Origin of the sequence: Kitasatospora griseola, from assembly GCF_044999035.1 — a bacterium.
Taxonomy (GTDB): domain Bacteria; phylum Actinomycetota; class Actinomycetes; order Streptomycetales; family Streptomycetaceae; genus Kitasatospora; species Kitasatospora griseola.
In genome coordinates this window covers 1,853,229-1,875,031 of the sequence record NZ_CP173360.1, presented here as the reverse complement: position 1 = coordinate 1,875,031, position 21,803 = coordinate 1,853,229, and the positions used below count along the sequence as shown (strand labels likewise).

Annotated in this window: 8 protein-coding genes; 7 read left to right on the top strand and 1 reads right to left on the bottom strand. The window is 74.4% G+C overall.

Going from position 1 to position 21,803, the window contains the following annotated elements; all coding sequences use genetic code 11:
* Positions 1 to 7 precede the first annotated feature (7 nt).
* Positions 8 to 904, bottom strand: coding sequence for a sterol desaturase family protein (locus ACI1MP_RS08665; RefSeq protein WP_404870779.1), 897 nt, complete (start codon positions 902 to 904; stop codon positions 8 to 10).
* A gap of 184 nt (positions 905 to 1,088) precedes the next feature.
* Here ACI1MP_RS08665 and ACI1MP_RS08660 point away from each other — a divergent pair, with 184 nt between their 5' ends.
* The 7 genes from ACI1MP_RS08660 (at position 1,089) to ACI1MP_RS08630 (ending at position 21,780) form a co-directional block, all read left to right on the top strand.
* Entirely contained in the window at positions 1,089 to 2,246 is a 1,158-nt protein-coding gene (locus ACI1MP_RS08660; RefSeq protein ID WP_380336191.1) for a cytochrome P450, read from the top strand.
* Positions 2,247 to 2,385: 139 nt separating this feature from the next.
* Positions 2,386 to 4,938 (top strand): hypothetical protein, encoded by a 2,553-nt coding sequence (locus tag ACI1MP_RS08655; protein ID WP_404868249.1) that lies wholly within the window; start codon positions 2,386 to 2,388, stop codon positions 4,936 to 4,938.
* A complete protein-coding gene (locus ACI1MP_RS08650; protein ID WP_404868248.1) occupies positions 4,931 to 9,628 on the top strand; it encodes a DUF6603 domain-containing protein in 4,698 nt (1,565 codons plus the stop codon). The genes ACI1MP_RS08655 and ACI1MP_RS08650 overlap by 8 nt, the downstream gene beginning before the upstream one ends.
* Positions 9,629 to 10,294: 666 nt before the next feature.
* Positions 10,295 to 11,452, top strand: a complete 1,158-nt coding sequence (locus ACI1MP_RS08645; protein ID WP_404868247.1) for a Kelch repeat-containing protein — start codon at positions 10,295 to 10,297, stop codon at positions 11,450 to 11,452.
* Positions 11,449 to 14,679 carry a hypothetical protein gene (locus ACI1MP_RS08640; RefSeq protein WP_404868246.1) on the top strand — a complete coding sequence of 1,077 codons (3,231 nt, stop codon included), beginning with the start codon at positions 11,449 to 11,451 and terminating at the stop codon, positions 14,677 to 14,679. The genes ACI1MP_RS08645 and ACI1MP_RS08640 overlap by 4 nt, the downstream gene beginning before the upstream one ends.
* Entirely contained in the window at positions 14,661 to 19,946 is a 5,286-nt protein-coding gene (locus tag ACI1MP_RS08635; RefSeq protein WP_404868245.1) for a hypothetical protein, read from the top strand. The genes ACI1MP_RS08640 and ACI1MP_RS08635 overlap by 19 nt, the downstream gene beginning before the upstream one ends.
* On the top strand, positions 19,939 to 21,780 hold the full coding sequence (locus ACI1MP_RS08630; RefSeq protein WP_404868244.1) for a hypothetical protein: 1,842 nt from the start codon (positions 19,939 to 19,941) through the stop codon (positions 21,778 to 21,780). The genes ACI1MP_RS08635 and ACI1MP_RS08630 overlap by 8 nt, the downstream gene beginning before the upstream one ends.
* Positions 21,781 to 21,803: the final 23 nt, after the last annotated feature.

Sequence of the window (21,803 nt, the reverse complement as noted above, 5' to 3'; positions counted from 1 at the left end):
GATCGGTTCAGCCGGACGATCCGGTGGTGGCGTCGGCGGCGGTGCGCCAGGGGTGCAGCAGACTGGCGAGGACGTCGGCGGTGGGCGGGAAGCTGTCGGGGTCGCTCAGCCCGACCGCCGCCGGGACCTGCCCGGGACGCCAGGTGAAGCTGCCGAACAGGTGGTCCCAGATCGCGAGGTCCGCGCCGTAGTGGCCGGATTCGGCGAGGTCGGTGCTGTGGTGCAGCCGGTGCTGTTCCGGACTGCCGAGAAGGTGGTTCAGCCGGCCGATTCGGACGTCGATGTTGGCGTGCACGAAATATCCCTGGGCGACCACGAAGAGCGTGGCGCAGAACACCGATTCCCGGGAGAATCCGAGCCAGGCCAGCGCCAGTTGGACCACGGCCTGCCCCAGCAGGACGTCGAGCAGATGATTGACGCCGTTGTTGGCGACGTTCACCTTGTCCAGTCCGTGGTGGACGCCGTGCAGCCGCCAGAGCCACGGCTGGTGGTGGGACCAGCGGTGGAAGAGGTACTTCGCCAGCGAGCCGGCGAGCAGTGCGAGCGGGATCTCGGCCTGCAGGGGGAGCACCGGATGCGGCGGCGCCACCCGGGCGACCAGGGCCGTGACCAGCAGTTGGCCGATCGCCCCGCCCACCATCGTCAGGACGAAGTAGACGCCGTAGCAGCGCAGTTCGCGCCCGCCGGGGTGCCAGTCGGGCCGGTGGGGGATCAGCCGTTCCAGGGCCCAGAGGTAGCCGATGACGAGGACCTGGTGGAGGACGAGAACGCGGCCGATGTCCGCGTGCGCGACGAGGGCGGCCGCGGCGGCCGCGGGTACCGAGAGGAGAAGAGCCGGATAGGCGGCGCACCGCAGAACAGTGCGAAGGCCGGCCCTCGGACCGGCCGATCTTTCCGGGATCAACGCACGGCCCTCCGGATGAATCGTCACCGAACTGAACGGGAATCGATGCTAACCACAGGGATCGCGGACTCGACGGAACCGACATGGCGCGGCATGAAAGAAATCTGATGGTCAGTCAGGTAGCGTAATCGGGAATTCCTGCCCCGTTCCGGGCGCCGGAGCCCGCCGCCCACGTGGAGGTGCCATGCCCGCCCCGCTGCCGCCGCTGCACGCCCTGGACCTGCCCGCCGCCGCGCCGCCGCACTGGTGCACCCTGCGGGACGGCACCTCCGCCTGGGTGGTGACCAGGTACCACGACGTGCGACAGGTGCTGACCGATCCGCGGTTCGTCCGTGCCGAGGACGGTGCGCCCGACCCCGCCGCCGCGCCTGTCTCCGCCGACCCGGCGTCGCTCTACAACCAGAACGGATCCGACCACCAGCGGCTGCGGCACACCGTGCAGGGTGCGTTCACGCCCCGGGCCGTGGCCCGCTGGCGGCCCTGGGTGGAGACGGTGGCCGGGCGGCTGCTGGACGAGCTGGCGGCGGCCGCGCCGCCGGTCGACGCGGTCGCCGAGCTCACCGGCGTGCTGCCGTTCGCCGTGGCGGAGCGCCTGATGGGCCTGGACGGCCTGGACCACCGGCAGCTGCGGCGGTGGGCCGCCTGCCTGACCGCCGACGGCTCCGGCTCGGACGGCCAAGTGGTCGCCGACCGGCGGGAGTTCGCCGAGTTCGCGGCCGGGCTGCTGGCCGAGCGCCGCCGCCGGCCGGGCGAGGACGTGGTCAGCCGCCTGGTGCAGGCCGCCGACGCGGCCGGCGGCATCCCCGAGGAGCAGCTGACCTTCCTGGTCGGCGGACTGGCGGCCAGCGGCAGCGACAGCGTCGCGGCCGTGCTCGCCAACTCCCTGCTGTACCTGCTCGGCGAACGGCCCGGGAGCTGGCCCCGGCTCGCGGGGGAGGAGCAGGCGCGGCAGGCCACCGAGTGGCTGCTGCACCACATCCAGCTGGGCGACGACGAGTTCACCACCCGGCAGGCCGTGGCGGCCGCGGAGATCGCCGGCGTGCCCGTCCCGGCCGGCTCGACCGTCGCCGTCTGCCTCGGCAGCGCCAACCGGGACCCGGCGGTCTTCCCGGACGGCCTGACCGGCGACCTGTTCGCCCCCCTCCCGTCCCCCACCCTGGCCTTCGGCGCCGGCCCGCACTACTGCCTGGGCACCTGGCTGGCCCGCACCCAGATCGAGGTCGCCCTGCGGGGTCTCGCCACCCGCCTGCCCGCCCTGCGCCTCGCCGACCCGTCCGCCCCCGTCGACTGGCGACTGGGCGCCACCACCCGCAGCCCGCGCACCCTGCGGGTGCTCTGGTGATTTTCCCAACTACGTTCTGCGGCAGGTTGTCTGACGAACGGTCGGGCACGAACACTCGTTAGTGGAATTTACGCGGCGTTTCCGGCGGATTCGCCGAGCCGGTCAGTATGGTGGCGGAGGATTCGACAGGAGGTCCTCCGTGGCCGTCCCCACCCCCGACTTGCTGCTGTTCCCGCACTCCGACCTGCACCTCGCGCTGACCGGGACGCCGCCGCTCACCGTCACGCTGGCCACCCGCGAGGTGGCGGTGCCCATGGCGAACGGATACACCGTCACCCCCGTCCCGCCGGGCCAGTGCGTGTTCGAATTCTTCGCCCCGTTCAACGACAAGGGCCACCGCTTCGACGGCCTGCCGACGTACGACAGCACGACCGGGCGGATCACGGCCACCACGCCGGGGGTCTTCCTCTTCCAGGCGCACGTCGGGACGCAGTACCTGGTCGGCCGGCTCCAGGTGCACCGGTCGGTGGTCGGCTGGTGGTTCGGCAACGACTCGATCACCACCGCGCTCGACACCACCGTCGCGCACGCCCAGCCGTCGCTGTACGCGAAGTTCAGCGACGACGCCGGCGCCGGGACGGACCTGATCGGCGACATCACCGGCCACGGGTACGTCCAGCTGGTGCCCGCCGACGCCCGGCAGCTCGCCGTGTCGCCGACCGGCCGCCTGCGCGGCGTGCTGCCCACCCAGCCCGGCACCCCGTGGGTGCTGTCCGGACTGTTCCCCGGCCTCGGCGGCGCGCAGCTGCTGAACGTGTGGGTGGTCGACTACGCCGCCCAGCACGCGCTGACCTTCGAGCTCGGCGGCGGCGACCCGGCGACCGTGACCGACAAGCACAACGTGCTGTTCCTCGCCGAGGGCTTCCGCGACCAGGACCGGGCGAAGTTCGACGCGCTGGTCGCCCGGGCCATTCACGAGATGTTCGAGAAGCCCGCGCACGAGCCGTACGGCATGCTGCGCGGAGGCTTCAACGCCTTCAAGTCCTTCACCGCCTCCCAGCAGCACACCGTCACCTGCGGCTACCGGGTCGCGGCCGGCGAGGAGCGGATCGAGGCGGGCCAGGCGAAGGGCACCGGCTTCCCGATCCCGTCCAACCGGATCGGCGGGGGCCCGCTCTACACGCTGGAGGAACTGGTCCGGCTGGTCGGGCTGCCGATGCGCGGCGACCAGCGCACCAACCTGGTGGCGACCTGGCAGGCCCAGGACCTCGACATCGACCCGACCAGGATCAACGACGATCTGGTCAACGCCTGGAAGCAGCACCAGTCGGTCGGGATCCTGCACGCCCGCGACACCTTCTTCGGCCTCCGCCTGGGCCAGCGGCTCGCCGACCGGTTCTCCGGCAACGGCCCGGTGGCCAGACCCGCCGCCGACACCGTGGGCGACCCGGGCGTCAAGGCCTTCGTCGCCCGGCTGTACGAGTTCTACCGGACCAGGTCGACCCGGAACCTCGTCCTCGACCCGCGCCGGCACCCGCCCGAGCTGTACATGGACCCCACGGAGCTCAACCCCGCCACCACGCTGATGCGGTACGTCGGCAGCCTGAAGGTCACCGGCTCGCCGGCCGCCGTCGGCGCCGTGTGGCAGCCCGACGACCAGAAGTTCCAGCCCAGCCGGGGCCTGATCGCCCTGATCGCCAACGACGGCCTGGACGGCGGCACCAACTTCAACGTCCGGACGGTGACCGCCCAGACCGTCAACACCGTGCAGGGCGTCGCCTACGTCTACGCCAACGCCACCGACAAGCGGGAACTGCGCCGCGACCCGCCGGCCGACACCGAGGTGAACTTCGACGAGGTCATCGACACGATCTCCCACGAGTTCGGCCACAGCTTCAACCTGCTCGACGAGTACGAGGAGTTCCGCGGCGACGGCGGGCCCGACGAGGAGCAGCCCGCCGACCTGCTCGGGGACAACGTGTCGAGGCTCGGCTTCCTGCGGGTCGGCCCGGCCCCCGACGACCGCCACATCGACCCCGGCAAGGTCAAGTGGTTCCAACTGCCCCGGATCAGCACCGCCGCCGCCCTGCTCGCCGACTCGGTGCCCGTCACCAGCCCGGCCGCCGGCCTCAAACTCACCATCGGCACCCGGAACACCGCGGAGTGGCAGCAGGTCCAGAAACTCGCCGCCGAGGTGCGGCTGCGCAACTTCGGCATCGCGCCGGGCGGCCAGCAGCTCCCACTGGACAGCACCCCCGCCCACTACCTGGAAGGGCTGAGCGTCGCCCAGGTGCTGCCGGGAGAAGGCGCGATCGTCCTCACCAAGGCCGGGACCACCGCCTTCCCCACCTTCCAGAAGGGCTCGATCGTCTTCGTCCCGCTGAAGGACAAGCAGCACCAGCCGCTCATGGTGGTCGAACCGGAGGTGCTCGCCTTCCTCCGGGCCAACCACAACCCGCTCAACCAGGACACCAACCACAACGACACCAACCCCAAGGAGGACAACCCGGTCGACATCCCGGACTTCAGCCCGCCCTGCAAGTCCGCCCGCACCATCGGGATCTACGAAGGCGCCGACACCTTCGCCGGCGCCCACTACCGGCCCACCGGCCGCTGCAAGATGCGGATGGAGACGGACTTCTGCCACGTCTGCGCCTGGCTGATCGTCAACCGGGTCGACCCCACCTTCCACGCGCTCCTCGACCGGAAGTTCTACCCGGAGTCCAAGGCGGAGAAGAAGAAGCATGAGTGAGCCGGGCACCTTCGAACGGATCCTCGCCGAGATCGGCCAGGCCCTGCTGCCGCTGCGCGACGGACTCGCCACCCCCGCCGCGTTCAGCGCGCTGCTGCGCCGCCTCGGCTGGACGGCGACGACGATCCCGCAGCCGTTCGTCGACCTCCGGGGTGCCGTGGAGACGCTCTACGACAGCCTGCACACCCTGCTCGGCGACGGCGGGCTGAACGTCGACGGCACGGTCGGCGACGGCGGGGCCTCCGCCGCGGTCTCCTTCTCCCCGGACGACGTGAAACGGGCCCTCGGCGCCGTCCAGGCACTCGTCAAGGGCATCCAGGCGATCGCCTCCGCACCGCCCGCGTCCATCCCCGACACGCTGCGCGCGGACGGCTTCCTCACCCTCTTCCCGGGCCAGCTCCTCGACCACCTGGTCATCACCTACCTGCAGCGCTACCACCCCAACCTCGGCTTCGTGCTGCGCAGCCTCGGCGTGGTGAAGGCCGGGTACGCCCCGCCCACCGGGAACCGCCCGCCGTACGTGCACCTCGCGCTCGACCTCGGCGACCTGCCCCGGACGCTCGCCGACCCGGCGCAGGTGCTGAAGGACGCCTTCGGCTGGGGCACCGACGCCTTCGACCAGCCCGCGCTGCTCTCCCAGCTCGACAACCTGCTGCGCAGCATCGGCGCCAACGTCGACATCGAGCGGCTCGCGCCGACCACCGCGCTGGCCGTCCAGGGCGCCACGCCCGACCCGCTCGGGCCGCGACCGCGGACGCTCGCCGCCGTGCTGTTCCAACGCGTCCAGCCCTCCGCCGAGATGGCCGCCGCGATCCGGCTGCTGCCGCTGCCCGCCACCGCCGACGGAGGCCCGCCGGGGCTCGCCCTGCTGCCCTCGTTCACCGGCCGCCAGGGCTTCCGGTTCGAGCTCGGGCCAGACATCGCCGTCACCATCCGCGGCGACCTGGACCTTCAGGGCGGCGTCGCGCTGCTGGTGCGCCCTGGCCGGGGCGTCGACATGGTCCTCGGGTTCGAGTCGTCCTCCGCGCCGGTCCACGCCAAGGGCTCGATCGACGTCCAGGTGGAGCGCTTCGGGCCGGCCGACCAGCCGCGGGTGCTGTTCGGCGAGGCCGACGGCACCCGGCTCCAGGTGCGCCGGATCTCCGGCGCCGGCGGGGTCCGGCTGGTCCGGGACGCCGTCGACTTCTTCGCCGAATTCGGCCTGGAGGGGCTGGAGTTCGTCCTCTCCCCGGCCGGCGCGGACGGCTTCGTCAGCGCCGTGCTGCCCGCCGACGGGTTCACCCTCGGCGCCGATCTCACCGTCGGCCTCTCCTACCGGCAGGGCTTCTACTTCCGCGGCACCTCCAACCTGGAGATCCAGCTCCCCGCGCACCTGGAGCTCGGCCCCCTGGAGATCCAGGGCCTGACCATCTCCGCCTCGCCCGATGCGAACGGGCTGCCGATCGGCCTCGGCGTCTCCTTCCGTGCCCAACTCGGCCCGATCACGGCCGTGGTGGAGCAGGTCGGGCTCAACGCCGAGCTGGCGTTCCGCTCCGACGGCAGCGGCAACCTCGGCCCGGTCGACCTCTCCTTCGGCTTCCGACCCCCCAAGGGCGTGGGCCTCTCGGTGGACGCCGGGGCGGTCAAGGGCGGCGGGTTCCTGTCCTTCGACCCGGACCGCGGCGAGTACGCGGGCGCCCTCGACCTGGAGTTCGCCGGACTGGTCGAGCTCAAGGCGGTCGGCCTGATCAGCACCCGGATGCCCGACGGAACCGACGGCTTCTCGCTGCTCGTCGTCATCACCACCGACTTCGGCGCCACCGGAATCCAACTCGGCTACGGATTCACCCTGTTGGCCGTCGGCGGCCTGATCGGGCTGAACCGCTCGATGAACCTGCAGGCCCTGGTGGAGGGCGTGCGGACGGGCGCCGTCCAGTCGGTGATGTTCCCCAAGGACGTCATCGCCAACGCCCCGCGGATCCTCTCCGACCTGGCCCGCTACTTTCCGCCCGAGCAGGGCCGGTTCCTGATCGGGCCGATGGCGAGGATCGGCTGGGGGACGCCCACCCTGGTCAGCGTCTCGCTCGGCGTCGTCATCGAGATCCCGCCCGGCGACATCGCCGTGCTCGGCGTGCTCCAGTGCCTGCTGCCCAGCGCGGACCTGCCGCTGCTGGCCCTGCAGGTCGCCTTCGTGGGCGCGCTGGAGGTCGACAGGTCGAGGCTGTGGTTCTTCGCCACGCTGTTCGACTCGCACGTCCTGACGATGACCATCGACGGCGGGATGGGCCTGCTCGTCGCCTGGGGCGACGCACCGGACTTCGTGCTCACCGTCGGCGGCTTCCACCCGTCCTTCAAGCCGCCGCCGCTGCCCTTCCCGGTGCCCGCCCGGCTCACCGTGGACATCCTCAACCGGCCCGGCCAACTCATCCGGGTCTCCGGCTACTTCGCCGTCACCAGCAACACCGTGCAGTTCGGCGCGGCCGCCGAACTCCGGCTGGGATTCGGCGGATTCGGCGTCGAGGGCCACCTCTCCTTCGACGCCCTGTTCCGGTTCTCGCCGTTCGCCTTCACCATCGCGATCTCCGCCGGGGTCACCCTGAAGGCCTTCGGCGTCGGCGTCTTCGGCATCGACCTGAACTTCGCCCTGGAAGGCCCCGCCCCCTGGCGGGCGCACGGCCGCGGCTCCATCTCGCTGCTGTTCTTCGAGATCTCCGCCGACTTCGACATCACCTGGGGCGAGGAACACAACACCACACTGCCCCCGGTCGCCGTACTCCCGCTGCTGGCAGGCGAGTTCGACAAGATCGAGAGCTGGCAGACCCAGCTGCCCGCGGGCGGCGTCAACCCGCTCGTCACCCTGCGGCACCTGCCCGACACCGACCAGCTGGTGCTGCACCCGCTCGGCACCCTGTTCGTCCGCCAGCGCGCCGTCCCGCTGGACGTCCGACTCGACCGGATCGGCGCCCAACGGCCGAGCGACGGACGGCGGTTCGGCATCACGCCCGCGCCGGACAGCGGCCTGGCCCGGGTCTCCGTCACCGGCGAGAAGTTCGCCATGGCGCAGTTCCAGGACATGGACGACGCCGCCAAGCTCTCCCGCCCGCCGTACGAGAACCAGGACTCCGGACTGGAACTCACCGCGGCCGCCGGCACCCTGCTCTCCCCGCGGGTGGTCCGCCGCAGCGCCCGCTACGAACTGCACGTCATCGACAGCGGGGTGCCCGCGACGGCCGCCGCCGCCCGCCGGGTGGTCCCGATGGCGGCCCGCTCCGCCGTCGACGCGCCGAAGCGCTTCCACGACGTCAGCCCCGCCGTGTTCAACCAGCTGCTGCAGGGCAGCAGCACCAGCCGCTCGCTGATCTCGCAGCGCGAGACCCAGCTGCGCCGGCCGTTCCCGGTCGACCAGACGGTACAGCTCACCGACCGGCGCTTCGTCGTCGCGAACATCCGCAACAACGTCCAGGCGCACCCGCCGGCCGGCGGCCTCGCCGCGGCGACCTTCCGCAGCCGGGCCACCGCCGAGGACGCCCTCGCCGACTGGATCGCCCAGGACGGGGCCCTGGCAGGCCAGTTGCACGTCATCCCGGAGGAGGAAGCGGTCGGCTCGCCCGCCACGCCGGGCGGCTGGGCCTCCGTCGGCAGCCTCCCGACGCCCGCCCGCGACATCGAGGCGGTCCGGCTGGCCAACGGCAAGGTGCTGATCGCCGGCGGCGCCGACGCCACCGGCACGGCCCTGGCCGCCGCCGCCCTGTTCGACCCCGTCGCCGCAGCCTGGACGGCCGTCCCGTCGCCCGCCACGGCCCGCCGCCGCCACAGCACCACCAGGCTCGGCGACGGCCGGGTGGTGCTCGCGGGCGGCCGCGGCGCCGACGGCGGGACGCTCGGCACGACCGAGATCTACGACCCCGCCCCCGGCACCTGGTCGTCCGCCGGGGCCCTCACCACCGCCCGCCACGGACACACCGCCACCGCCCTGCCCGACGGCCGGCTCCTGGTCGCCGGCGGCACCGACGCCGACGGCCGGGCACTCGGCACCGTCGAACTGCTGGACCCGACCACGGGCGCCTGGTCCGCCACCGGCCCGGCCATGACCGATGCCCGCACCGGCCACCGGGCCGTCCTGCTCACCGACGGCCGCGTCCTGGTGGTCGGCGGGGCCCTGCCCACCGGCGGACCGGACGCCGCGACGACGTACTGCGAGCTGTACGACCCGGTCGCCAGGACCTGGACCCCGACCGGCAGCCTGCTCACCGCCCGCAAGGGCCACCGGGCCACCCTGCTGTCCGACGGCCGGGTCCTGGTCACCGGTGGCGATCCGGTGCCCGGTCCGGGCCCCTACGACCCGCGCAGCCTCGCCACCGCCGAGGTCTGGGACCGGGCCACCGGCGCCTGGACCGCCCTCGGCCCGCTCCCCGGCGGCGGCCGGCGCGGCCACCACTGCCTCGCCCTGCGCTCCGGCCAGGTCCTGCTCATCGGCGGCACCGGCACACCGTCCCTCGACACCGGCTTCCGCCACACCGCCCTCCTCGACCCCACCCTCACCACCTGGACCACGACCGGACCCCTCGCCACCGGTCGCACCGACTTCGCCGCCGTCGAACTCGCCGACGGCCGTGTCCTGGCCACCGGCGGCACCACCCGCTCCGGCCCGGCCGCCCCGGGGCCCGACCCCGTCGAGCTGGCGGCCGCCGACGAGGCGTACGTGCCGTGACGGGGGAGGGGGTCGAGACCATGGCAGGTTCCGGGGGCCGGTGCGGGGCGGGTGCACCCGCGCGGACGGGCCGTCACCACCGGTGCGCGCGGCCCGGGACGACGGGGAGATCGGTGGCCTCGGCCGGCGCGGGGCCGGTCGCACCGGAGGGCGCCGCGCCTTCGCCGTCTCCGGCGACCGGCGGCCCCTCGGCCCGGGCCCGCACAGCGCGGCGGTCGCCGGTGGGTTCGGCCCTGCCGCCCCGAGGGCCGGTGGGCCCGGACCGGCCGGACCGGCCGTCACCGCCGGGGCGGGCGACTGATGATGACGGCCGGCGCGACGGACGGACCGGTGCTGCGTCCCGGGGCTTCGCAGTGGGGCGGGTTGCTGCGGCGGTGGTTTCGCGATCGTGGTCGGCTTCACGGCCGCGCGCGCCCGGCCACGTCGCCCGGGCCCCGACGACCGGTGCCGCCCGGGCCCTGGCCTCGGAACGCGGCGGTCGTCGGCCGGTTCGGCGCCACCGCTGTGCGGCCCGCGGCGGTCGGCCGGGCCGGCCCGCGAGCGGTGGTGACGGGAAGTCCGGTGCGACGAACCGGTTCCACCGTCCCGGCCTCCGCAGCGCGGTGGCCGCCGACCCGCTCGGTGCCCTCCGAGACCCGCCTCCCCCGACGACGGAAGGTTCGATTCATGAGCAGTCCCACTGTGGCGGCCGCGGCGAAGTGGACCGCCGCCCACGATCTGGCCGCGGCCACGGCCTGGTTCGGGCAGCACGACGGGCCGGTCGTGCTCAAGGGCACCGGGAAGGTGCTGGTCGTCGGCGGGGTCGATGCGACCGGGGCCGCCGTCGGGCGGGCCGCCGTCTACGATCCGACGGCCGACACCTGGGCGGGGACGGCCACCCAGCCGTCGCCGCGGCGGTTGCACTCGGTGACGGCGATGGCCGACGGCAAGGTGCTGGTGGCCGGCGGGATCGGGGGTTCCACCGCGCCGGGTCTGGCCTCGGCGGAGGTCTACGATCCGGCGGCGGACACCTGGACCCCGGTGGGGACGATGAGTCAGGCCCGGTGGGGGCACAGCGCCGTGCTGTTGCCGAGCGGCAAGGTGCTGGTGGCCGGTGGCAGCGCCGTCCGGGCCGGGACCACCGTCCGGGCGCTGCGGTCGGCCGAGTTGTTCGACCCGGCGACGGGTGGGTGGGCCAAGGCGGCGGATCTGACGGACGCGCGGTCCGGGCACGTCGCGGTGGCGTTGAACGGCAAGGTGCTGGTGGTCGGCGGCACCGCGTCCGTCGCGACGGACCAGGAACCGGCGCTGGCGTTCTGCGAGGTGTACGACCCGGCGACGGACAGTTGGAGTCCGACCGGCAGTCTGCTGCGCCCGCGCGCCCTGCACCAGGCGACGGCGCTGTCGGACACCACGGTGCTGGTGACCGGCGGCCGCGCCCCGGGAGCGGGTGACGACGGCACCTTCGACCCGTTCAGCCGGCGGACGGCGGAGAAGTACGACCTGGCCACCGGCGTCTGGACGGCCGCCGAGGACATGCCCGCCGGACGCGCCCGCCACCGGGCGGTCGCGCTCGGCCCGGGCGCGGTGCTGGTGGTCGGCGGCACCGGCAGCGACGCCGACGAGGCCGGCTACCGGAGCGTCGTCCAGTACGACGCGGCCGCCGACACCTGGACCGCCCGGCCGGGTCTGCTCACCGGCCGGTGGGGTTTCGCCGCCGCGGTGCTGTCCGACGGCCGGGTGCTCGCGGCCGGCGGCGCGGCCCGCACGGGCCTGGCGGCCGCCGACCCGGCCGTCACCGAACTCACCGCCGCCGCCGAGCTGTTCGACGGGAGCGGCGCATGACCGCGAACGGCTACTCGTTCCTGCCCTGGCTGCGCTCCGGCCTGTCCACCCGGATCACCCAGGACCCGGGGACGTCGGCCCGCGCCACCGTCCCCGTCAAGCTGCTGCTGAGCGGCGAGGCGCTGGACGGCACGCCGCTGAGCCAACCCGTCGAGCGGGCAGTGCAGTTGTACGGGCCGGGCGACGTCGTCGGCGTCGAGGCGCGGGCGATCTCCCGGCGGGAGCCGCTGCCGGGCACCACCAACATCGAGCCCAACTACCTGGCGCACATCGAGTTCTACGACGAGGACTTCCCCTGGCGGTACAGCCCGGCGGTGCCCGACGGCTCCACCGACCGCCTCGCGCCCTGGCTGGCGCTGGTGGTGCTGGCCGCCCGGAGCGACCCGTCGGGTGCGCCCGCCGAGTTCGCGGAGGGCACCGGCGGCACGCCGCTGCCGTTCGTCACCGTCACGGACCCGAACGCCCTGCCGCCGGCCGAGCAGCTCGGCGCGTGGGCGCACGTCCACGTCAACGGGTCGCTGGACGACGCGGTGGCCAGGGAGCTCGGCGGGGCCGGCGACCCGGTGCTGGGGGCGCTCGCCGAGGTGCTGCGGACCGACCCGGACCGGGCCTGCTCCCGGCTGGTGTGCCCGCGGCACCTCCAGCAGGACCGGGCGTACGAGGCTTTCCTGGTACCGGCGTTCGAGACCGGGCGGCTCGCCGGGCTGGGCTTCGACCCGGCGCTGTCGCCGGGCGCGCTGTACTCCAGCTGGGGCCCGGCCTACCCGGACCGCAAGGGCGTGGGCCAACTGCCCTACTACCAGCGCTGGGCGTTCACCACCGGTGCCACCGGCGACTTCGAGTACCTGGTCCGGCTGCTGCAGCCGCGCCGCCCGGACCCGCAGGTCGGCCGGCGGGACCTGGACGTGCACCGTTCGGCGGGGCCCGGCCTGCCGCCGATCACCACCCCGGCGGCGATCGGCGGGGTGCTGAAGCTCGGCGGCGCGCTCCAGCTGCCCGACCAGCCGATCGACGCCTGGGAGAACTGGGACAACTGGTACGACCGGCCACCGCCCGCCGCGCCCTACCCGCACCCCTTCGAACAGGCGATGGCCGACCTGGTCAACCTCGCCGAGGCGTACCGGAGCACCACCCCGGCGGCCGCGCACGCCGCCCTGCCCGCCGCCCAGGCGCAGTCCCTGTCGGCCGGCGTCGACCCGGTCATCACCCCGCCGCTGTACGGCCGTTGGCACGCCCTCACCGCGCACCTGCTGATCGACGACGCCGGGCAGCCGCTGCCCTCGCCCGCCAACCGCAACTGGGTGCACCGGCTGAACCTGGACCCGCGCCACCGGGTCGCCGCGAACTTCGGCACCCGGGTCGTGCAGGCCCGGCAGGACGAGTTCATGGACGCCGCGTGGGCGCAGCTCGGCGACGTCCTGCAGGCCAACGCGAAGATCCGCGCCGCCCAGTTGGCCCGTGAGGTCGGGCACCGCCTCCAGGTCAAGCACCTGTCGCCGCCGGCCGCCCCGGCGGGGGCGGCGCCGCCGCCGCCCACCGGCAAGTACCTGACGCTGACGGCGCCCGCGCACCCCCGGGTCACCTCGGCCGCGGCCGGGCCGGCCGCCCGGTCCGCCGCGGCGGACACCCCCGCGGAGCAGCTGGCGGTGGGCTTCCAGGTGGCGGCCAGTCAGGTCGCGGCGGCGCCGCTGTCCGCCACGATGCGCCGCCTGGTCCGCCCCGGCGCCCGGCTGATGCGTTCGCTGACCTTCCCGCCGGACCAGCCCGCCGAGGCGCTGGTGCCGCGGATGGACGCCGAGGCCGGGGCCGTCACGGCGGCCGCGCCGAAGGTCAAACCGGCCGCCCTGGTGACCCCGGACCAGCTCGACCACGAACTGCACCCCGGGGTGGGCCTGCGAGCGGCGGCCGACCCGGTCGACGCGCTGCCGCACAGCGCGGACTTCGTCCTCAAGGACATCGGCGACCCCGTCCCGCCGACCACCGGCGGCGACGTCGACAGCCCGGAGGCCCAGCGGTACAAGGCGGCGCTGCGCGAGCTCTACGGAGGCTGGGACGCGGCCGCCGCCGTCGGGCAGGCCCCCGCCCGCGAGCGGCTGGGCGTGGCCGCGACGACGGACGCGGTGTTGCAGGGGCTGCGCCCGGACACCACCGTCCCGCGGTGCCTGCTCGGTTCGGTCGACGTGCCGGACCGGCTGCGCCCGTTCGCGGAGAGCTTCACCGAGGCGATGGCCTACCCGGTGATCGACCTGCCGATGTACCAGTCGCTGATCGACCTGTCGGCGGAGGTCTTCGCGCCCAACCTGGGCCTCGTGCCAACGAATTCGATCACCCTGCTGGCCAACAACCGGCGCTTCATCGAGTCCTTCCTGGTCGGCCTGAACCACGAGATGGCCCGGGAGATGCTCTGGCGGGAGTACCCGACGGACCAGCGCGGCACCCCGTTCCGCCAGTTCTGGGACCCGCGGGCCGGCCTCCCGGTGCCCGGCGAGACCCCCGAGCAGCGCCGCGAACGGCTGTACGACATCAGGCCGATCCACCGCTGGGGGCCCGCCGCGCTGCTCGGCGAGAACGACAACCGGCAGCAGCCGGGCACCACGCAGAAGGACGACCTGGTGCTGGTCGTCCGCGGCGAGCTGCTGAAGAAGTACCCGAACACCGCCGTGTACGCGCAGCGCGCGGCCTGGCCGCTGGACGCGAACGGCAACCCGGTCACCACCGGGGAGCGCATCCCCGCGCCGCTGCCCGACGAGGACCACCCGACGCCCGACCTGGTCCGGATGCCGCTGTACGAGGCCAAGGTCGAACCCGACGTCTACCTGCTGGGCTTCGACCTGGACGCCGCCGAGGCCCGCGGCAATCCGCCCGGCGACCCCGGCTGGTTCTTCGTCCTGAAGGAGCGCCCCGGCGAGCCCCGGTTCGGCGTCGACGAACCGCAGCCCGGCCCGCTGCCGCCGGTCGAGGTGTGGAACGACCTCACCTGGCAGCACGTCGACCCGGACCACCTCGGCTTCGTCGAGTTCACCGACGCCACCCACGTCCCGCTGGTGCCGCTGGACAGCACCGAGGACGACCCGCAGACGCAGCAGCAGCACGCCGAGGACGAGGCGCTGCCGCTCTGGTACTCGCGCCTGAGCTCCGCCGACATCGCGTACATCCTCTTCCAGGCGCCGGTCATGGTCGCCGTCCACGCACAGGAGATGCTCCCGGTATGGCCGACAACGCCCTGAGCGACGACTTCCCGGTCCTGCTGGGGCCGGTCCGGGTCGAGACCCGGTTCACGGCGACCGAACTGCTGGTCCGGGTCTTTCCCGACGAGTGGTCGGTGGACAGTTTCGAGCCCCGGCCCACCGAGGCCGAACTCGGCGCGCTCGACGCCTACTTCACGGCGCTGTGGCGCACCGGCGGCTCCGCCGTCGGCGACCGGGCGGCCTGGCAGGAGCTGGTCGGCCGGATCGCCGCCGGCCGGGCGACCTGGCTGCTGCGCAGCATCCGGCCGGCCGACCCGGGCGACCGGCCGATGCCGGTCCCGGCCGGCGCCACCGTGCTGGTGGTGTTCAGCGACACCGCGCTGCCCGCCGCCGACCGGCAGCCGACCGTCGACCACTGGACGGCCGTGTGGCGCGCCCACGGCGACCGCGCGAAGCTCCGGGCGGCCGACAGCGCGCTGCTGGCCGCCGTCGGCGCGACCAGGGCGGCCGCGATCACCGCCCGCCGGCCCGCCGGCATCGAGGCCGCCCCGGTGCAGAGCGGCGACGCCGTCCTGGTGGCCTTCCTGGTGGTGCCCCGGCCGCCCGCCGGCGGCATCGCCCCGCAGTCCTGGACGGTCGCCGCCCGGGCCGGCCTGCTGCCCGACGCGTTCCGGCTGCTGGGCTGGGCCGGCGGGAACAAGGTCCTCGACCTCGTCGGCAACCCCGTCCCCGCGACGCTGCCGGTCAGCCCCGACCCGGGCAACAGCGACCCGATGACGGTCGACGAGAGTACCGGCGTGCTGACCGTCCCCGACGAACTGCGCTGGCTGACCGACTTCGACCGGGCCGTCACCGTCGGCATGGGCTTCCGGATCCCGCTGACCGCCGACCTGGCCGGCGGCCTCGACCGGTTGGTGGTGCTCGGCCTGCGCGGGCAGTCCACCCCGGCACAGTCCGCCGCCGACCTGACCGACCTGCTGACCCGTCAACTGCGCAGCCCCGCCGGGCTCGGCCTGCTGCCCCAGGGCACCCCCACCAACAACAGCACCCAGGCGCCCGCCGGACTCGACCCCGCGCAGGAGGCCGACGCGGGCCTGCGCTCCGCCGCCGGCCTGCGGGCCGCCGTCGCCGGAACGGACTGGACCGGCCGCACCGACGGGCAGAGCTTCGCCGAGCTGCTCGGCATCGACCCCGCCGACCTGGCCGGCATGCCGGGCGCCGACGGCACCGACCAGCGCGACGCCCGCGCCGCCGGTACCGCCCTGTGGCCCGCCACCTGGGGCTACCACCTGCAGACCGCGCTGCACCCGGTGTTCTCCCGGGCCGTCGTCGAGCAGACCCGCGAGTTCCACCTGCGGCACGTCTCCGGCCGCGGCCCCGTCCCGACCGTGCGGATCGGCCGCCAGCCCTACGGGATCCTGCCGACCACCGCGTTCTCCCGGCTCGCCTGGCCGGACACCGACCCCGTCGCGCCGCACCGCCGCGGCCTGTACACCGTGCTGCAGGCCGCCGCCGCCGACTGGCAGGCCGCCACCGCGAAGGTCGCCCACCTCGGCGCGCCCGCCGCCGACGCGCACCAGCACCTGCTGGACATCCTCGCGGTGCACCCCACCTCCGCCGAGTACTACCAGCGGTACGCGCAGAGTGTCGAGGACGTCTTCAACCGGGAGAACCTCGGCGCGCTCGGCTCGACCGTGCTGCCCGGCCTGGAACGGCTGAACCAGCCCGGCCCGATCCGCGCCCTGCTGACCCGCTTCGGCCACCCCGACACCGGCGCCGCCCAGGACCCGGACCTGATCCGCCGGCTGTTCGTCGACACCCAGCACCCGCTGCTCGCCCCGTCCGTCGACGACCGCCCGCTCTCCGAGACCGCCCCGATCCGGCCGTACACCGCCGACGGCGCCAACTACCTGAAGTGGCTGGCCTCGCACGCCCGCACCGACCTGGAGACCGTCCGCACCGAGGCCGGCTTCCCCGAGGACGACCTGCCGTCCGCGCTGCTGTACCTGCTGGCCCGGCACGCGCTGCTGCTCGGCTGGGCCGACGCCGCCACCGAACTCGCCATCGCCGCCGGGATCGCGAGCCCCGCCGAGAGCGCCGCCGCCGACCCGGCGTTCATCCACGTCAGGATCCCGGCGCAGGGCCAGACCCTGCCCAGCGAGAGCCGCTTCCGCCGGCTCTACTCGCCCGCGCCGGAGATCACCGGCGACCCGACCCGCCTGGTCGTCGACCACATCCCCACGGTCCTCGGCACCGCCCCCGGCACCGCCCGGCTCGCCGAACAGGCCGACGCCCTCGACCTGTTGGCCGACCTGCCCACCGCCCGACTGGAACGCGTCCTCGCCGAACACCTGGACTGCGCCACCTACCGGCTCGACGCCTGGCGGCTCGGCCTGGCCAACGAACGCCTCGCCGAGCTGCGCTACGGCCCCGACGGCACCGCCCCCGCCGTCCGCGGCGTGCACCTGGGCGCCTACGGCTGGCTGGAGGACGTCCGCCGCCGCGACACCGGCACGCTCAGCGAAGTCACCCTGACCGGGCCGCTCGCCCAGGTCTTCCAGGGCGCCGAGCCGCTGATGCACGACACGCTCAACGGCGGCCACCTGCACGCCCCGTCGCCCGGCCAGGCCCGCACCGCGGCCGTCCTGCGGGCCGGCTACCTCGCCAACGGCTCGCCGCGGAACCCCGGGTCGTTCGCCGTCGACCTCAGCTCCGGGCGGGTCCGGATCGCCCTCGGCCTGCTCGACGGCATGCGCCAGGGGCAGTCGCTCGGCGCACTGCTCGGCCACCGGCTGGAACGCGACCTGCACGACAGCCACGAACAGGCCGAGGTCGACTTCCTGATCGCCGCGCTGCGCCTGAAGTTCCCGCTGCGGGCCAGCCGGATCGCCGACACCGTCCCCGGCCAGGGCGACCGGCCGGAGCCCGCGAACCCGCTGACGATCGATCAGGTCGAGGCCCACAACGTGGTCGACGGCCTCGCCCTGGTCCGGCACCTGACCAGGGGCGACGTCCCGCAGACCTACCCGTACGGCCTGGACGGCCTGCCCGCCGTCGACCCCACCCAGCAGGCCGTCGTCGACCGGGCCGTGCAGAACCTGCTCGACGTCCACGACGCGCTCGCCGACCTCGCCGTCGCCGAGAGCACCCACCAGGCGCTGCTCGGCAACCCCGAGCGGGCCTCCGCGACCCTCGACGCGTACGCCAAGGAAGGCCTGCCGCCCGAACCCGCCGTGGTCGGCACCCCGCGCAGCGGCACCACCCTGACGCACCGGCTCGGCCTGCGGCTGACACCCGGCCTGAAACCCGACAACGGCGCGCCGCCGCTCGCCCACCAGACCCCGCGCGCGCAGGCCGAACCCGCCGTCAACGCCTGGCTGCCAACCGTCCTCCCGGCCGCCACCGGCGTCGTCGCCAACGTCACCTGGACGGACCCGCTCACCGGGCTGGCCCGCCACCGCGTCGTCAGCCAGTTCGACCTCGGCCTGCAGCCGATCGACCTGCTGTGGGCGGTGCGCCCGGCGGGCGGGAGCACCATGACCGACCTCGACGACCGGATCGTCGGAGCGGTGATCGCCACCGACAGCCCGCGGCCCGACGTCGAGCTGACCATCCACTACACGGACCGGGTGGCCGGGCAGCTCACCTTCTTCGAACTCTCCCCGCTGATCGCCGCGCTGCGCTCGCTGCTGACCACCGCCCGGCCGCTGCGGCCCACCGACCTGGTGCCCGCCGCCGGCCCGGTGCCCGCCGACCGGGCCGCCGACCGGGCCGTCTCACTGCCCCGGGAACGGCCGGCCGCCGTCCGGGCCTCGCTGGACGTGCTGCGCACGAGCGTCGAGAGCTACCTCGGCACACTGGCGCCGCTCTTCCCGGCCGGCGCCCCGCCGCAGCGGGCGCAGATCCTCGCCGCCGTCGACACCCTGCTCGCCGGGTACGCCGCACTGGTCACCAGGGCCGGCGGTTTCGGCATGGTCCGCAGCGGCTGGGGCGAACTCGCGATGTGGCGGCGCGGCGTGTTCACCGACGTGCTGGCCGCCGTGGCCGACGCGGCGGCCCGGATGACCAGGGCGCTGGCCAACGCCGACGTGCTGCTCGCCACGTACGACGCGCTGCCGGTCGCGACCTCCGCCGCCGAGCGGTTCCGGCTGCTGCAGCAGGCGGAACGGCTGATCGCCACCAGGCCGACCTCCCCGCTGCCCGCCCAGCCGTCCGCGCTGCGGGCGATCGTGGCGAGCCGCCGCCAGGCCTTCGCCGGCAAGCTGCAGTCGCTGCGGGCGGAGGCCAGGACCGTCCGCAACACGCTCAGCGGGCTGCTGGCGGAGGTGGCCGGCAAGCTCCCGCTGACCGACTTCGACCCGACCGACCTCAGCCTCCAGCCGCTCCAGGACCGGGTGGTGCTGTTCTGCCGCGACCTGCTGGACCGCGCGGGCGCGCTGCACACCGAGGTGCTCGCCCGGCTGGCCGGCGCGGACCAGGCGCTCGCCGTGTACGACGCGGCGGTCGCCGGGCCGGACCGGGTCGCGGCGGGGCTCGACGCGCTCAAGGCGCTGCTCGGCCAGGACGCCCTCGCCGTACCGGAGTTCACGCCCGATCCGCAGCTCGCCGCGGACTGGGCGAACGCCCTCGCGGGCAGCGGCGCACTCGTCCAGCACCTCACCCGGCCGCCGTTCGGCCGGGACTTCCCGATCGACGACTGGGTGCACGGCGTCGCCCGGGTCCGCGAGAAGCCCCGGTTGTGGGAGCTGGTCGTCGAGCTGAGCGACGCGCTGCGCGGGCCCGGCGGCATCCTCGGCGGCCTGCTGGGGTCCGCCGAACCGCAGCTGACGCCGATCCAGCTGCCGCTGCGGCCGGGCGACCACTGGCTGGCCATGGAGTTCGCCCCCGGTACGAGCATCACCGAGGACAAGGTGCTGTTCACCGCCCACTACGCGCCCGACCCGCCGATCCCCACCGCCACCCGGGTCGGCCTGCTGCTCGACGAGTGGACGGAGGTGATTCCCGCCGAGCGCGAGACCACCGGGATCGCCCTGCACTACGACGGGCCGGACTCCCAACCGCCGCAGGCCATGCTGCTGGTGGTGCCGCCGGTCCGCACCGGCGCCTGGAACACCGACGACCTGGTCGCCGCGATCGGCGAGACCCTCGACCTGGCGAAGTCCCGCGGCGTCGAACCCGAGCACCTCGACAACACCGCCTACGCCCAACTGCTGCCCGCCACCGTGATGTCCGCGACCCGGCAGCCGATCACGATCTCCACCGACCTGGCGATCGCCAACCAGCGCTGGAAGGCCGCCCATGCCTGAGCCCCGCATCGCCGACCTGCCCAAGGCGCTGGCCGGCCGGTCGAACCCGGCCGTCGGCATCTGGAACCGGCTGGAGGGCCGGCCCCGCACCACCGACTTCCAGCGCGCCCTGCGGGCCGAAGTACGGGACGCCCTCTGGCTGTTGACCCGGCAGTGGCAGCTCGGCGAGTTCCGCGCCGGCGACGCCGGCTCGCCCGTCACCGCGACGTACTCGATCGCCGGCACCCGGCCCAGCCGGTTCCGTCCGTCCGGCGGCGCCGTCGAGCCGCTGCCGGACGACCGGCCACTGGAGGCGCTGGCCGAGCGGCGGCCGCCCGCGTTCACGGCGGGGAGCGACCCGGTCGCCTTCGACCTGCGGCTGGCGATCGGCCGGCGGTGGCTCAAGCTGCTGGCCCGCGACCCGGTGCTCGCCAACATCGCGTTCGACTTCCGCGGCCAGTACGTCCGGCTGTACCCGATCGCGCTGCCCGACCCGACCACCGACGCGGACGCCGCACGGGTCTCCGACCCGGAGACCTGGGCGACCCTGCAGGCCGTCGCCGGCCGCCGGATGGACGGCTACCTGCTGTACCGGCACCTCAAGGACGGCGGCCGCGCCTCCGACGGCATCAACGACATCCTGCACCTGCACTACCCGGCGCTGGACGCCCTCGGCGCCCGCCTGGTCGCCTGGTTCGACGACCTGATCGACCGGCCCGAAGCCGACGCCACCTGGGACCCGCGCCGCCTGGAGCACCGCTTCTCGGTGGCCGGCACCGCTCCGGACGGCACCGAGAAGGTGCTCACCGCACAGGAGTTCCCCGGCGGCCGACTGGACTGGCACGCCTTCTCGGTGGACCTGGACCACCCCGTCGGCGGCGCCGAGCCGCCGCTCCCGCCGATCAACCGCACGGTGTTCCCCGCGCAGCTGCGGTACGCGGGCATGCCGCTGCCGCGCTGGTGGGCGGTGGAGGACGGCGGCACCAACTTCGCCGCCGTGTCGCCGGACAGCACAGACCTGGCCCGGCTGATCTTCCTGGAGTTCGCGCTGGTCTACAGCAACGACTGGTACCAACTCCCGTGCGAACTGCCGGTCGGCACCCTGGCGTCGATCCAGGGCCTCGCGGTCACCGACGTGTTCGGGCAGCGGCTGTGGATCACCCCGGCGGGCGCCGGCCCGGACCAGGACTGGCAGCGCTGGTCGATGTACACCCTCGACACCCTCGACAGCGGCCCCGACACCCCCGCGGACACCAGCCTGTACCTGCCCGCCAGTGTGCCGAAGGTCGCCGACGGCCCCGCGCTGGAGGAGGTGTCGCTGATCCGCGACGAGAACGCCGACCTGGTCTGGGGCATCGAACTGACCGTCCCCCGCCCCACCGGCGAGGGCCGCCGGGGCAGCGAGGTCGCCGCCGAGATCCGGGCCCGGCACCTGCGGCTGCACCCGCCCGTCCCGCCGGACGCGCCGCTCGCGCCGATCGCCTACGAGGCGATGAACTCCGTCCCCGAGAACTGGATCCCGTTCATCCCGGTGCACGTCCCCGGCGACAACCGCACCGTCCAACTGCAGCGCGCGGCGATGCCGAACGTGGTCGACGGGCTGCCGCCGGTGCAGCCGAGGACCTCGCTGCTGCGCGAAGGGCTGGACGCGACGCCCCCGCACGGATACTTCGTCAACCAGGAGGAAGTCCCGCAGACCGGCACCCGCCTCGCCGTCGCCTACCACCGCACCCGCTGGCAGAGCGGCCGGGTCTGCGTCTGGCTGAGCGCCGCCCGCGGCGTCGGCCGCGGCGAGGGCGCAAGCGGGCTGGGCTTCGACCTGCTGATCGACACCCCGAAGCCGCCCGCGAACTGACGTCGTATCGGAAGACCCGAGGC